Here is a 12,806-nt window from a genome sequence, read left to right as displayed (position 1 = left end):
TTGGCAGATTGGCGCGGGTCCGTCATCCCCGCTGACGCGATCGGGCTAATTCAAATCCGCCTGCCACGGGCCGAGCATACCGTGGCTGGGAAGCACGGCGGGGTTGTCGGTGCGCACGAGCAGCCGGTCTCGCTCGACCGGGCCGGGCGTGTCCCAATTGAGGGTGTGCCGCGCCGAATAGCCGAACTGGCGGTAATAGGGCTCGTCGCCGATCAGCACTTGCGGCGGGGCGCGGTCGCCCAGCGCCTGCGCAAGCGCGGCGAACAGCGCGCGGCCATAGCCTGCGCCCTGGCGCTCGGGCACCACCGCGACCGGGCCCACCATTACCATCGGGCAGGCGCGCCCCTGCGGATCGGTCAGCGCGACCGGCCAGCTCTGCAGCGTCGCGACCAGCAGGTCCTCCTCGTCGAGCGCGGCGAAGCTGAGGCCGGGGAGGGGGGAGAGCCCCTCGCGGATGCGATAGGCGGTGCGCGCATGGCGCTCGTCGCCGAACACCCGGTCGAGCAGTTGCTCGACCAGTTCGGGATCGACACTATCGAGCGGGATGATCGACGGCATGGCCGGGCCCGTTACGCCCGCGCACCGGCCAAGTCGAGCAGGATCAGCGCGTCAGCTTGAGGAGCCTGCCGTTCTCGCCGTCCTCGAGCACCCAAAGCGCGCCATCGGGACCTTCGACGATCTCGCGCAGCCGCGTGCCCATGTCGTAGCGCGCGACCTCGCTGGCCTCATCGCCGTCGAAGGTCACGTGGACCAGCGCCTTCGACTTGAGCCCCGCGATCAGCAGGTCGCCGTTCCAGCCCGAGAACATGTCGCCATCGACGAAGGTCATGCTGCCCGGCGCGATCACCGGCGTCCAGCCGACCTTCGGCGCCTCGAATTCGGGCCGGGTCGCATGGTCGGGAATCGCGCCGCCATCGTAATGGATGCCGTCCGAGACCACCGGCCAGCCGTAGTTGAGGCCACGCTTGACGAGGTTCAGTTCGTCGCCGCCGCGCGGTCCGTGCTCGACTTCCCAAAGCTGTCCGTCGGGCGCGAACTCGAAGCCGAGGATGTTGCGATGGCCCCAGCTCCAGATCTGCGCCGCGCTGCCGCCCTCGTCATACATCGGATTGCCCGGTGCGGCCTTGCCGTCGAGCGTCAGCCGCAGCACCGAGCCGAGATTGTTCGAGGTGTCCTGCGCCGGCTGCATCTTCTGCCGCTCGCCCGAGGCAAGGAACAGGTATCGGCCGTCGGGCGAAAAGGCGATGCGGTGCGAATAGTGGCCGCGACCGGTCACCTTGTCCTGCCGCCAGATCACGTTCAGCCCTTGAATCGCGCAGGCATCGGCCTGTTCGCACACCAGCTGGCCGCGCCCGAGCACCGCGCCGCGCGTGTCGCCGTCGCCGGCCTCGGCCCAGGTCAGGTAGATCGTGCGCCGGTCGAGCGTGGCGCTGCTCTCGGACGGCAGGAAGGCGATGTCGCCGAGCCCGCCCTGGCCGCCATAGTCGACCCGCGGCGCGCCGCTGACCGTGATCATGCGCCCGGTCCGCGTATCGACCGCCTCGATCGCGCCGGCCTTCTCGGTGATGAACAGCACCGGCGTGCCGGGCGCGAAGGCTGCCGCCCACGGTTCGTTGAACGTGCCGATCTCGGCGATCGCGAAGGGCTCGCCCTGCGCCGGAGCCGAGGCCGCAGGGGTCGATTCCGTCCCGCCATCCCCGGCGGCGGAGCCGCCACAGCTTGCCAGCATGGCGGTGGATAGCGAAAGTGCGAGCGCGTGCGAGAGATAGGTCATGCTGGTTTCAACTCCTCATCCCGGTTTCGGGTCCGAATGTGCCGGGCAGAATGACGGCCGCCTCGTGATCGGGGTCGACGAGGCAGGCCGCGGGCCGCTGGCGGGACCCGTTGTTGCCGCCGCCTGCGTGCTTTGCAAGCCGCGACCCGCCGGGCTCGCCGACAGCAAGGTGCTGTCGCCCGCGAAGCGCGCCGCGCTCGCCGAACCGATCCGCGCGCGCTGCGGCTGGGCACTCGGCGTGGTCGAGGTCGAGGAGATCGACCGGCTCAACATCTTCGGTGCGACCATGCTGGCGATGACGCTCGCGGTCGCGCGGCTGGTCGAGGCGCTGGGGTGCGAGCCGACCGAAGTGCTGGTCGACGGCAACCTCACCCCTGCCGGGCGCACCGCGGACTGGAGCTGGCCCGCGCGCGCGATCGTGAAGGGCGATGCCAAGGAGCCGTGCATCTCGGCCGCCTCGATCCTCGCCAAGGAGCACCGCGATGCCGCGATGCGCGATCTCGCCGCGTGCCATCCTCATTACGGCTGGGAGCGCAATGCCGGCTACGGCACTGCCCAGCATCTCGAGGCCCTGCGCACCCACGGGCCGACCCCGCACCACCGCCGCAGCTTCGCTCCGGTGGCGCAATTGAGCCTGCTCTGAACGCCCCGACGCCAAGCTAGAAACGGTCTGAAGTTCGGCTCCGCAGGTGAGTCAAACGCGCCACACCCCCATATCTGGAGTCGTCGGATTCGCCCGCGACTCAACATCTTGTGCGCCGCTGTTATGACGTCGCCGGTAACCTTTTGTTAACCATATTGGCCGAGCTTATCGCTGCTTGACGGGGCCCCTTCGGAGCCTCCAATTGCCCCGGCAGCAGGGGGAAGGACGACGATGGGCCAGGTCATGGAAACGAAGGCGCTCGCAGGCGCGAAGCAGCCGAAGCGGAAGCTCAAGCTTTCCGAAGAAGATCGTCGCAAATTATTGCCGTTGGGTAAGATTTTGGACGGCGACTGCATCGAGGCGATGCGTTCGCTGCCCGACGACAGCGTCGACATGGTGTTCGCCGATCCGCCCTACAATCTCCAGCTCGGCGGCGATCTCAATCGCCCCGACGGCAGCCATGTCGATGCGGTGACCGACGATTGGGACCGCTTCGACAGCTTCCGCGCCTACGACGAATTCACCCGCGCCTGGCTGGCCGAGGCGCGCCGCGTATTGAAGCCCAATGGCTCGCTCTGGGTCATCGGCAGCTACCACAACATCTTCCGCGTCGGCGCGACGCTGCAGGATCTCGGCTTCTGGATCCTCAACGACATCATCTGGCGCAAGTCGAACCCGATGCCGAACTTCCGCGGCACCCGCTTCACCAACGCGCACGAGACGCTGATCTGGGCGGGGATGGGCGAGAAATCGCGCTACACGTTCAACTATCGCGCGATGAAGACATTGAACGACGAATTGCAGATGCGCAGCGACTGGGTCCTGCCGATCTGCGGCGGGCAGGAACGCCTGAAGGAGAACGGGCACAAGGCTCACCCGACGCAAAAGCCCGAAAGCCTCCTTTACCGCGTCATGCTCGCCACCACCAACAAGGGCGACGTCGTGCTCGACCCGTTCTTCGGCACCGGCACCACCGGCGCGGTCGCCAAGCGCCTGGGCCGCGAATGGATCGGCTGCGAGCGCGAGGCGAAATACCGTCGCGTCGCGACCGCCCGGATCGAGAAGGAACTCCCGCTCGACGAAAGCGCGATCACAACCATGCAGGCCAAGCGCAATGCGCCCCGCGTCGCCTTCGGCGCGCTGGTCGAGGCGGGATTCGTCAAGCCGGGCACGGTCGTGTTCGACAAGAAGCGCCGGTGGGAAGCCACGGTCCGCGCCGACGGTTCTTTGGCCCACGGCAAGCAGGACGGTTCGATCCACGCGCTCGGCGCCAAGCTCCAGGACGCGCCCAGTTGCAATGGCTGGACCTTCTGGCACTTCGAGGACGGCGACCAAATCAAGCCGCTCGATGCCGCGCGCGAACTGTACAGGCTCGCGACCGAAGATTGAGGGTATATGCCCTCAAGACTTTCGATGCAGATGGTGGAACGAGCTAGGTCCCTCCCGATACTATTCTGCTTGGTTTTGTGCAGCTGTGAGAAAGTGGTCGAGCCGAATTTCGAACAGTTTTACGGAACCTACGCGGCAGAGACATGCCCTGAAATAACGGTATCTGATACCCAAATTTCTTTCGACGATCACGATATCGAAGTCGAATTCGTTTCGATCAAAAGAAAAATCTTTGCTGATTCTGATGTTCGGATTGTCGTGGAAGGGGATTGTGAACTTTCCAAGCGCAAAGGATCGCTGGAATTACGTTTTTACAATCGATCTGGCCGCAGGTTTTTTGATATATATGATGAGAATTTCGATACTTACGTGAGGTATCGAAGGCGGTGAATAGTAATCGTTTGCTTCGGTTGTGCCTCATGTGCGGTTCGACTTTTTACGCTCGACGTGACGTGCGATTTCTATCGGCTCGCTACCGAGGGTTGAGGGGAGATTTGCGATGAAAGTGACTACAAGAATCGCCGCGTTGTCCGCCATCCCGATGGCGCTCGCGCTCTCGGGCTATGTCGCGCCGGCCGATCCCGCGCTCTACACGATGAGCATGGACCTCACCAACAATGGCGAGACCATCGCCCAGCCCGAACTGCAGGTCCGCGATGGCGAGACGGCAACCGTCCATATCGCAAAGCCCGACGGGCGCAGCTATCGCGCCGACGTGACTTTCACTCGCGACGATGCGGGCATGATCGATATGCGTTCGCAGATCGACGCCACCTCGCCGACTCTGGGCGATGTCAGCTTCGCACCCAAGCTGAAGCTCCGGATCGGTGAACCCGTCCGGATCGAATACGGCAACCAGGCCCCCGGGGTGCGTCCCTTGCGGATCGAGATTACGTTAAGCGAAGCGAGCTAAGACCGACGGCTCGATCCACGCGCTGGGCGCGAAGCTGCAAGGCGCCCCCAGTTGCGACGGCTGGACCTTCTGGCACTTTGAGGATGCGGGCGAAATCAAGCCGCTCGACGCGGGGCGGGAGTTGTACAGGCTCGCGACGGAGGATTGACCCCTTTCGACACACCGGACTTGATCCGGGGCCCGGGATAACGGTGGGACTTATTGTTTCGTCATCCCCGCGTAGGCGGGGATCCAGCGAGGGGTGGTGCCGGATTGCTCCGGATTCCCGCCTGCGCGGGAATGACGGTGGGAAAAGGGCACTGTCCTACTGCCGCCGGTGACGCTACCAACCGCGCATGTGTGCCCCGAATTACACCCCGAAGATTCCTTCCCCTGGACAGTGTAACACCTGTAACACGTCGCCCGATTTCAACCACTTGGGTGCGGCATGAGCAATAGCGTCTACATCCGCCCGATCGCGCTCGCAGGTTCGCCGCAGAGCGAGGAGGGGGAGGCGATCCGGCTCGCCGGGGGGATGGTCTATGCCAGCCGCTTTGCGGTGATCGTGCGCGAAGGTGATAAGGTCGTGTCGCGCGTGCGGTGCGGGGTCGCGGAGATGCCCGAGGTGCTCGGTGCGCTTCCCGACGAACTCGGGGATGAGGGCGAGGCGCAGTGGGCGAATCTCACGCTTGCGCATCCGCCGCTCGAACTGGGCGCGCGGACCGTCCGCATGGACCAGCCGCAGGTGGTCGGGATCCTCAACGTCACGCCCGACAGCTTCTCCGACGGCGGCGCGTTCATGGACGACCCGGAAGCCATGCGCGAACAGGCCGCGGCGATGTGCGAGGGCGGCGCGGCGATGATCGACATCGGCGGCGAAAGCACGCGGCCGAGCGCCAAGGAAGTGTGGGAGGGCGACGAGATCGCGCGCGTCGTCCCCGCTATCGAGGCTGTGTCCGCGATGGGTGCCGCGATCTCGATCGACACCCGCAAGGTCGGCGTGATGGAGGCGGCGCTGCAGGCGGGCGCGCATGTCGTCAACGACGTCTCGGCGCTGCGCCACGATCCCCGCAGCCTCGCCTTCGTCGCGGATCGCGGCGTGCCGGTGATCCTGATGCACGCGCCGGGCGACGGACCCAACCCGCACGAGGGCGGCGACTATGCCAATGTCGTGCTCGACGTGTTCGACGCACTCAAGGAACGGCGCGACGCCGCGCTCGAGGCGGGGATCGCGGCGCGCAACATCCTGCTCGATCCGGGCATCGGCTTCGGCAAGACGCTGGCCGAGAACCTCGCGCTGATCAACGCGCTGCCGCTGTTCCACGCGCTCGGCCACCCGCTGATGCTCGGCGCCAGCCGCAAGCGGATGATCGGCGCGCTTTCGAACGAGGCGCCCGCGCACGAGCGGCTCGGCGGCAGCATCGCGCTGGCGGTAAAGGGGATGGAGGCAGGCTACCAGCTGCTGCGCGTCCACGACGTCACCGAGACGGTGCAGGCGCGCAATGTCTGGCGCGGGCTGAGGGATGCCGCGCTGACGGACTTCGGAGAGCTGCCGACCTGAAGGCGGGACCTAGAGCGAGTAACCGCCGTCGGTCACATGCACCGTGCCGGTGACGTTGCCTGCGAGGTCGGACAGTAGGAAGGCGATCTCGCCCGCGATCTCGTCAGCCGTGGCGAAGCGGCCGCGCGGGCTCATCGCGCCCATCGCGGCGATGGTGGCCTCGCGACCCTGTTCGGCGGCCGACTTGCGGAAGTCCGGCGAGGATTCCCAGATCGCGGTGTCGACCCCGCCCGGCGCGATCGCGTTGACGCGGATGCCGTGCGCGGCGTTCTCCGCCGCCGCGATCCGCGCGAGATGCGCCGCGCCGGCCTTCGAGACGCCGTAGGGCCCGATGCCGGGCACCGGCTTCACCCCGGTGATCGAAGCGGTGATGACGGCGCTGCCGCCGCCCCTGAGCTTCATCGCGCGCAGCGCCGAGCGCAGGGTGAGGAACGCACCGTCGAGGTTGACCGCCATCACCTTGCGCCACTCGGCGAGCTCGAGATCCGCGATCTGTCCGCCGCTGCCGATCCCGGCATTGGCCAGCGCGAGGTCGAGCCGGTGCTCTGCGGCGTCGAACTCGTTCCAGAACGCCTCGTCGGAAACGTCGGCGACGTGACGGTGGACCGTGCAGGCGAGGTCGAGCGCGTCGAGCCCGTCGCCGTCCGGATCGACGAGGTGCAGTGTATCCACGCCGTCGGCAGCGAGGCGGCGGGCGGTGGCGGCGCCGATGCCCGAGGCGGCGCCGGTGACGAGGGCGTGCTTGCCCGAGAAATCGAATGTCATGCCGCTTGGGCTAGGGCTCGCCCGCAGGCTTGTCCATCTCCGCCGACTAGCCGCTCCATTTTGGACCTCGTCCCGGGGCGCGGGCGAACCGTTCCCTTCCGCAAACCGGCGGTCGCCGGAAGAGCCCTGTCGGTCCACCTCGGACTAGCCTCTCCTCGCACACCCGGCTTGGCCGAGCGATGATCCGGCGCTTTCCCATCCCGGGGAGGCACGGAAGAGGAGAGGCAAGATGAAACCGCAAATGGCAGAGAAAGACACGCTGTCGCACATCGACTACGGCGAGAAGATCGACGCCGACGATCCGAAGCTGCTCCGCAACCAGGTCTCGGCGACCGACGGGCGGATCGTGATCGTCTCGGCGTTCGGCTGTTCGCTGGTGCTCAACTGGTCGTTCGGCGCCGACGGCGTGCATGTCCAGGTCGTGCTCGAGACGCCGGTCGGCAGCGTGACGATCATCGACACCACGCTCAATGCCAGCAAGCCGAGCATCACGCTGGGCGGAAGCATCGACAGCTTCAAGGCGGAGGCGACGATCACCTTCGACTTCAGCAATCTCGAACTGTCGGGCACGGGCGAGGTCTGCGCGCCGATCGTCGGCTGCAAGAAGGGCAGCTTCTCGATCAAGGTCTGATCGAAAGCGTGTGTCAGGAGCGTTGCACGGCCTGGTCGCGCTGTGCGGCGCTTCGTCGCGTCAGGCGGCGTTGTCGATCCCGAGGTCGGAGAGCTTGCGGTAGAGCGTCGAGCGCCCGATCCCGAGGCGGCGGGCAACTTCGGTCATGCGGCCGCGATAATGGCCGATGGCGAGCCGGATCACGTCCGATTCGATGTCCTCGAGCGGGCGCAGGTTGCCGTCCGCCGTGTAGAGCATGACCCCGGCGTGTTCGGAATAATTGGTCGCGCTTTTCTGCGGCTCGGGCAGGACCATGCTCGAGAGTTGCGGGAAGTCCTCGCTGGTCAGCGCGTCGCCTTCGGTGAAGACCGCGGCGCGGAACAGCACGGCCTGCAGCTGGCGGGCATTGCCGGGCCAGTCGAATGCGGCGAGCAGCGCCAGCGCGCTGTCGGTGATACCGAGCTGTCGCAGGCCCGGCTGTTCGGCGATCTGCGCGAGGAAGTGGCGCGCGAGCGCGGGAATGTCGGTCGCCCGTTCGCGCAGCGGCGGCAATTCGATCCGGGTCGAGGAAATCCGCTCGAACAGGTCCTTGTCGAACAGGCCGGCCTCGACGAGTCCTGCGAGCTTGGTATTCGAACAGGCCAGAACGCGGGTATCGATGCGGAAGCCGTAGGTCGCGCCGAGCGGGCGGACGCAGCCGGTCTCGAGCACTTCGGCGAGCCGGACCTGCGAGGCCAGCGGGAGGCGGTCGATCTCGTCGATCACCAACGTGCCGCCGTCGCAATTCTGGAGCGCGCCGGACTGGTTGTCGAAGGCACCGGGGAAGGCGCCCTGCTCATGGCCGAACAGCGCCGAATCGACCGCGCTGGCGGATAGGTCGGCGACGTTGAGCAGCTTGAGCGGCGCTTTCGCGCGCGGGCTCGCGCCCTGCATCGCGCGGACCAACGTTTCCTTGCCAGACCCGCTTTCGCCCTCGATCAGCAAGTGGCCGTGGCCGCGCGCCGCCTTGGCGGCGACTGCGAGCGCGCTGCGAAAGGCGGGCGCGGCGCCGACCATCGCGTCGAAATCGCGACCCGACTTGATCTTCTCGGCGAGGGGAGCGAGCTCGTTCTGGGGGCTGCCGCGGCGGGTCGCCCCGGCGACGGCCTGCATCACCTTTTCGGGACCGACCGGCTTAACGAGGTAATCGGTCGCACCGGCACGCATCGCCTCGACCGCGAGCTGCGGCGAGGTGCTGGCGGTCAGCATCAGGATCGGGAGCGCCGGGCGGCGGCTCTTCATTTCGGCGATGAGGTCGCAGGCCTCTTCGCCCGGGACCGACTGGTCGAGCACGATCGCGGTCAGCTGCATGCCTTCCTGCGTCCCCAGCGTGGCGATCGCCGCCTCGCATTCGTCGACGCAGACCGTGCGCCAGCCGTCGCGGGAGGCGTGGTTCGCCACCGCGCGTGCCTGCGCTGGATCACGATCTATGATCAGCAGGAGCCGTGCTTCGTCCTGTTCCATATCGGGATTCACCCCTCATTCCGTCCCTATCTGGCACGAATTGATAGCGAATAGGTGTAAAGGGGTCATTAACTGAAACCAAGGGCGATCCCCTTGAGCCATTGCGCCTCCCGCGATAGGGAGCGGGGCAAGACAACTTCAAGGGGAACCGCCGACATGGCGAAAGTGGATATGGACAGCGCGACCAAGACCTATGGCGGGTTCATCAACCTGCTCAAATGGTCGGTCCCTGTGATCGCGATCATCACGATGATCGTCGTCTTCCTGATCGCGGAATAAACCGATCAGTATGGCCGAACCGATTCGCATCGCCATCCTCAAAGAGACCGAGGAGGGCGAGCGGCGGGTCGCTGCCACGCCCGAAACGGTCGGGAAATTCATCAAGCTGGGTGCCGAGGTCGCGGTCGAGCAGGGCGCGGGCGATGGCGCGCGCATGTCCGATGCGGCCTATGCCGAGGCGGGAGCCAAGGTGCTCACCGGCCCGCAGGCGCTCGACGGCGCCGATATCGTGCTCGCCGTGCGCGCGCCCGATCCGGTCGTGCTGGCCGGGGCGAAGCCGGGGGCGTGGATCGTCGCGATGCACGATCCCTACCAGCGCGGCGAGCGGGTCGCGGCCTATGCCAAGGCCGGGTTCGAGGCGCTGGCGATGGAATTCATGCCGCGGATCACCCGCGCGCAATCGATGGACGTGCTCTCGAGCCAGTCGAACCTTTCGGGTTACAAGGCAGTGATCCATTCGGCCGACACGTTCGGGCGCGCCTTCCCGATGATGATGACCGCGGCGGGCACGGTGAGCCCGGCCAAGGTCTTCGTGATGGGCGTCGGCGTCGCAGGGCTGCAGGCGATCGCCACCGCCAAGCGGCTGGGCGCGCAGGTTTCCGCCACCGATGTGCGCTCGGCGACCAAGGAACAGATCGCCTCGCTCGGCGCCAAGCCGATCTTCGTCGAGACGGTCGAGGGGATCGAGGGCGAGGGCTCGGGGGGCTACGCCACCGAGATGAGCGACGAGTACAAGGCCGCGCAGGCCGAGCTCGTGTCAGAGCACATAGCCAAACAGGACATCGTCATCACCACCGCGCTGATCCCGGGACGTCCCGCGCCCAAGCTGATCAGCGATGAACAGATCGCGAGCATGAAGCCCGGCAGCGTGATCTACGATCTCGCGGTTGTTCAGGGCGGCAACGTCGAGGGCAGCAAGCCCGACGAACCGGTCGAGAAGCACGGCGTTACCATCATCGGCTACTCGAACACCGCCGGGCACCTCGCCGCCGATGCCAGTGCGCTCTATTCGCGCAATCTCTACAATTTCCTCTCGGCCTTCTGGGACGAGGAGGCGGGCAAGCCCGTGCTCGACGAGGAAATCGGCGACGCGGTGCGGCTGACGCAGGGCGGCGCGATTGTCAACGAACGGCTGAGGGGGGCCGAATAATGGACTTCATCAGCATCCTGTCGATCTTCGTGCTGGCGTGTTTCGTCGGCTATTACGTGGTCTGGTCGGTTACGCCCGCGCTGCACACGCCGCTGATGGCGGTGACCAATGCAATTTCCAGCGTGATCATCGTCGGCGCGCTGATCGCGGCGGCCGAAGCGGGCAGCCCCGCGGCCAAGTGGCTGGGGCTGGCTGGCGTGGTGCTGGCGAGCATCAACATCTTCGGCGGCTTCGCGGTCACCGAACGAATGCTCGCGATGTACAAGAAGAAGGAGAAGTGAGCATGCTCACGAAAATCCTTCCTGCTTCGCTTGCTTCCGCAGCCGCGCTGTGGGCCTCTCCGGCCCTTGCCGCGAGCGACAGCGCTTCCACCACCTCGCCCTGGGTCGCGCTCGCCTATCTCGTCGCGGGCGTGTTCTTCATCCTCGCGCTGCGCGGGCTGTCGAGCCCGGCGACCAGCCGCACGGGTAACCGCTTCGGCATGGCGGGGATGCTGATCGCCATCGTCACGACGCTTGTCACCCATTCGGTCGCCAGCCTCGCCGAGATTGGCATCGCGATCGCCATTGGCGGCCTGATCGGCTTCCTGATCGCGCGCCGCATCGCGATGACCGCGATGCCCGAACTGGTCGCGGCGTTCCACAGCCTCGTCGGCCTCGCCGCGGTGCTCGTGGGCTGGGCCGCCTATCTCAATCCGGGCGCGTTCGGCCTGCTCGAAGGCGACGCGATCGGAGCGGTCAGCAAGGTCGAGATGGGGCTCGGTATCGCGATCGGCGCGATCACCTTCTCCGGGTCGGTGATCGCCTTCGCCAAGCTATCCGGACGGATGAGCGGTGCCCCGATCCTCCTGCCCGCGCGCCATGTCATCAATCTCGGCACGCTCGCCGCTATCATCGGCCTGACCGCGATGTTCGCGATGACGACCGGCCCTGAAGAAACGCTGCCGCTGATCGTGGGGCTGACCGTACTCGCCTTCGCGATCGGGTTCCTGCTGATCATTCCGATCGGCGGGGCGGACATGCCGGTCGTGGTCTCGATGCTCAACAGCTATTCGGGCTGGGCCGCGGCGGCGATGGGCTTCACGCTGGGCAACACCGCGATGATCATCACCGGGGCGCTGGTCGGCTCGTCTGGCGCGATCCTCAGCTACATCATGTGCCGCGCGATGAACCGCAGCTTCCTGTCGGTGATCGCGGGCGGCTTCGGCGCCGACGACAGCGCGGCGGGCGGCGGCGAGGCGCGCGAGCAGCGGCCCTACAAGCAGGGCAGCGCCGACGACGCGGCCTTCATGCTCGAACAGGCCGAGAAGGTCATCGTCATCCCCGGCTACGGCATGGCGGTGGCTCAGGCGCAGCATGCCTTGCGCGAGATGACCGATATCCTCGAGGAAAAGGGCGTCGAGGTGAAGTTCGCGATCCACCCGGTCGCGGGCCGCATGCCCGGCCACATGAACGTGCTGCTGGCCGAGGCCAACGTGCCCTACGACAAGGTGTTCGAGCTCGAGGACATCAACAGCGAATTCTCGCAGGCCGACGTCGCCTTCATCATCGGCGCGAACGACGTGGTGAATCCGGCGGCGAAGACCGACAAGTCCTCGCCGATCTACGGAATGCCGGTGTTCGATGTCGGCGCGGCCAAGCAGGTCTTCTTCATCAAGCGCAGCATGGGTGGCGTCGGCTATGCCGGCGTCGACAACGACGTGTTCTACATGGACCAGACGATGATGCTGCTGTCCGACGCGAAGAAGATGGTCGAGGAAATCGTCAAGGCGATCGACTAGGCGCAGGGTGCCCGGCGACTAGGCCTTGGTCCACATTTGGGTGCGACAGAACACCGCGACGCAACCGCGCACGCGCAGCCTGGCGCCCTCGCGCTTGACCTGCGCCTTGAAGTAGCGCCCGTCCTCGGGTGAATAGCCGCGCCCTTCGAAATCGTCGCCGTCCGGAGCGAGGTCCCAGAAAATGCGCAGGCCTTTCAGCTTGCGGTCGCGCTCGTCCGCATCGGGATTCTTCGTGTCGCGCGCGCCGCCTGCCGGTTCGGCCACGAGGAAGCGCTGGATACGACCGCAGAAAGCATCGCCGCACGGGTAGAACCGGATTACGCTCTTGCCGTCCTCGGTCTTCCAGTCGCCCGCGATCGAGGCTTGCGGGGCTTCGGCAGTCGAGGGGCCAGCGCCAAGGACGGCAAGGGCGAGGGCGGCGAATGCGGCGGAACGGGCAAGTATCATCAAAATCTCCTTC

14 protein-coding genes and 1 pseudogene are annotated in these 12,806 nt (G+C 66.3%); 10 read left to right on the top strand and 5 right to left on the bottom strand.

Annotation, left to right across the window (positions count from 1 at the left end):
- Positions 1–45: 45 nt before the first annotated feature.
- Together T8S45_RS06710 and T8S45_RS06705 are read right to left on the bottom strand one after the other, a co-directional pair.
- A complete protein-coding gene (locus tag T8S45_RS06710; RefSeq protein ID WP_322295124.1) occupies positions 46–558 on the bottom strand; it encodes a GNAT family N-acetyltransferase in 513 nt (170 codons plus the stop codon).
- A 43-nt stretch (positions 559–601) separates the two neighbouring features.
- Entirely contained in the window at positions 602–1,774 is a 1,173-nt protein-coding gene (locus T8S45_RS06705) for a PQQ-dependent sugar dehydrogenase (protein ID WP_322295123.1), read from the bottom strand.
- Here T8S45_RS06705 and T8S45_RS06700 point away from each other — a divergent pair.
- The 5 genes and pseudogenes from T8S45_RS06700 to folP all read left to right on the top strand — a co-directional run bounded on the left by T8S45_RS06700 (position 1,773) and on the right by folP (position 6,259).
- Complete coding sequence (locus T8S45_RS06700; protein WP_188642181.1) at positions 1,773–2,417, top strand: ribonuclease HII; 645 nt, start codon at positions 1,773–1,775, stop codon at positions 2,415–2,417. The genes T8S45_RS06705 and T8S45_RS06700 overlap by 2 nt on opposite strands.
- A gap of 231 nt (positions 2,418–2,648) precedes the next feature.
- A complete protein-coding gene (locus T8S45_RS06695) occupies positions 2,649–3,806 on the top strand; it encodes a site-specific DNA-methyltransferase (protein WP_322295122.1) in 1,158 nt (385 codons plus the stop codon).
- A 499-nt stretch (positions 3,807–4,305) separates the two neighbouring features.
- Positions 4,306–4,719 carry a hypothetical protein gene (locus tag T8S45_RS06690; protein WP_322295121.1) on the top strand — a complete coding sequence of 138 codons (414 nt, stop codon included), beginning with the start codon at positions 4,306–4,308 and terminating at the stop codon, positions 4,717–4,719.
- A gap of 7 nt (positions 4,720–4,726) precedes the next feature.
- Positions 4,727–4,867, top strand: a pseudogene (locus T8S45_RS06685) (site-specific DNA-methyltransferase); the annotation flags it as partial.
- Between the two features lie 279 nt (positions 4,868–5,146).
- The gene (folP, locus tag T8S45_RS06680) at positions 5,147–6,259 is read left to right on the top strand and encodes a dihydropteroate synthase (protein WP_322295120.1); all 1,113 of its coding nucleotides are present in this window, start codon (positions 5,147–5,149) and stop codon (positions 6,257–6,259) included.
- A 9-nt stretch (positions 6,260–6,268) separates the two neighbouring features.
- Here the strand turns inward: folP and T8S45_RS06675 are convergent, their stop codons facing one another.
- Positions 6,269–7,024, bottom strand: coding sequence for an SDR family NAD(P)-dependent oxidoreductase (locus T8S45_RS06675; protein ID WP_188642176.1), 756 nt, complete (start codon positions 7,022–7,024; stop codon positions 6,269–6,271).
- A 229-nt stretch (positions 7,025–7,253) separates the two neighbouring features.
- On the opposite strand from T8S45_RS06675, the gene T8S45_RS06670 reads away from it, so the two are divergent.
- Positions 7,254–7,655 (top strand): hypothetical protein, encoded by a 402-nt coding sequence (locus tag T8S45_RS06670; RefSeq protein WP_188642175.1) that lies wholly within the window; start codon positions 7,254–7,256, stop codon positions 7,653–7,655.
- A 60-nt stretch (positions 7,656–7,715) separates the two neighbouring features.
- On the opposite strand, the gene T8S45_RS06665 is transcribed toward T8S45_RS06670, so the two are convergent.
- The gene (locus T8S45_RS06665; protein ID WP_322295199.1) at positions 7,716–9,137 is read right to left on the bottom strand and encodes a sigma-54-dependent transcriptional regulator; all 1,422 of its coding nucleotides are present in this window, start codon (positions 9,135–9,137) and stop codon (positions 7,716–7,718) included.
- Between the two features lie 156 nt (positions 9,138–9,293).
- Here T8S45_RS06665 and T8S45_RS06660 point away from each other — a divergent pair, with 156 nt between their 5' ends.
- Genes T8S45_RS06660 through T8S45_RS06645 form a run of 4 tightly spaced genes read left to right on the top strand, consistent with a single transcriptional unit; the run spans position 9,294 to position 12,346 of the window.
- On the top strand, positions 9,294–9,416 hold the full coding sequence (locus T8S45_RS06660; protein WP_322295119.1) for a hypothetical protein: 123 nt from the start codon (positions 9,294–9,296) through the stop codon (positions 9,414–9,416).
- A 10-nt stretch (positions 9,417–9,426) separates the two neighbouring features.
- Complete coding sequence (locus T8S45_RS06655) at positions 9,427–10,566, top strand: Re/Si-specific NAD(P)(+) transhydrogenase subunit alpha (RefSeq protein WP_188642174.1); 1,140 nt, start codon at positions 9,427–9,429, stop codon at positions 10,564–10,566.
- Positions 10,566–10,847 carry an NAD(P) transhydrogenase subunit alpha part 2 gene (locus T8S45_RS06650; protein ID WP_188642173.1) on the top strand — a complete coding sequence of 94 codons (282 nt, stop codon included), beginning with the start codon at positions 10,566–10,568 and terminating at the stop codon, positions 10,845–10,847. Before T8S45_RS06655 ends, T8S45_RS06650 begins: the two co-directional genes overlap by 1 nt.
- Positions 10,848–10,849: 2 nt before the next feature.
- Entirely contained in the window at positions 10,850–12,346 is a 1,497-nt protein-coding gene (locus T8S45_RS06645; protein WP_322295118.1) for an NAD(P)(+) transhydrogenase (Re/Si-specific) subunit beta, read from the top strand.
- An 18-nt stretch (positions 12,347–12,364) separates the two neighbouring features.
- On the opposite strand, the gene T8S45_RS06640 is transcribed toward T8S45_RS06645, so the two are convergent.
- Entirely contained in the window at positions 12,365–12,793 is a 429-nt protein-coding gene (locus tag T8S45_RS06640) for a DUF2147 domain-containing protein (RefSeq protein WP_322295117.1), read from the bottom strand.
- Positions 12,794–12,806: the final 13 nt, after the last annotated feature.

The organism is Pseudoblastomonas marina, from assembly GCF_034374265.1.
In the GTDB taxonomy this organism is placed as follows: domain Bacteria; phylum Pseudomonadota; class Alphaproteobacteria; order Sphingomonadales; family Sphingomonadaceae; genus Alteriqipengyuania_A; species Alteriqipengyuania_A marina.
The sequence above is the reverse complement of the archived record's forward strand: the minus strand, read 5'-3'. Positions and strand labels throughout refer to the sequence as shown.

Coding starts and splice junctions, on each gene's coding strand:
- T8S45_RS06710 (WP_322295124.1), bottom strand. CDS start 558: ATGCCGTCGATCATCCCGCTCGATAGTGTCGATCCCGAACTGGTCGAG.
- T8S45_RS06700 (WP_188642181.1), top strand. CDS start 1,773: ATGCTGGTTTCAACTCCTCATCCCGGTTTCGGGTCCGAATGTGCCGGG.
- T8S45_RS06705 (WP_322295123.1), bottom strand. CDS start 1,774: ATGACCTATCTCTCGCACGCGCTCGCACTTTCGCTATCCACCGCCATG.
- T8S45_RS06695 (WP_322295122.1), top strand. CDS start 2,649: ATGGGCCAGGTCATGGAAACGAAGGCGCTCGCAGGCGCGAAGCAGCCG.
- T8S45_RS06690 (WP_322295121.1), top strand. CDS start 4,306: ATGAAAGTGACTACAAGAATCGCCGCGTTGTCCGCCATCCCGATGGCG.
- folP (WP_322295120.1), top strand. CDS start 5,147: ATGAGCAATAGCGTCTACATCCGCCCGATCGCGCTCGCAGGTTCGCCG.
- T8S45_RS06675 (WP_188642176.1), bottom strand. CDS start 7,024: ATGACATTCGATTTCTCGGGCAAGCACGCCCTCGTCACCGGCGCCGCC.
- T8S45_RS06670 (WP_188642175.1), top strand. CDS start 7,254: ATGAAACCGCAAATGGCAGAGAAAGACACGCTGTCGCACATCGACTAC.
- T8S45_RS06665 (WP_322295199.1), bottom strand. CDS start 9,137: ATGGAACAGGACGAAGCACGGCTCCTGCTGATCATAGATCGTGATCCA.
- T8S45_RS06660 (WP_322295119.1), top strand. CDS start 9,294: ATGGCGAAAGTGGATATGGACAGCGCGACCAAGACCTATGGCGGGTTC.
- T8S45_RS06655 (WP_188642174.1), top strand. CDS start 9,427: ATGGCCGAACCGATTCGCATCGCCATCCTCAAAGAGACCGAGGAGGGC.
- T8S45_RS06650 (WP_188642173.1), top strand. CDS start 10,566: ATGGACTTCATCAGCATCCTGTCGATCTTCGTGCTGGCGTGTTTCGTC.
- T8S45_RS06645 (WP_322295118.1), top strand. CDS start 10,850: ATGCTCACGAAAATCCTTCCTGCTTCGCTTGCTTCCGCAGCCGCGCTG.
- T8S45_RS06640 (WP_322295117.1), bottom strand. CDS start 12,793: ATGATACTTGCCCGTTCCGCCGCATTCGCCGCCCTCGCCCTTGCCGTC.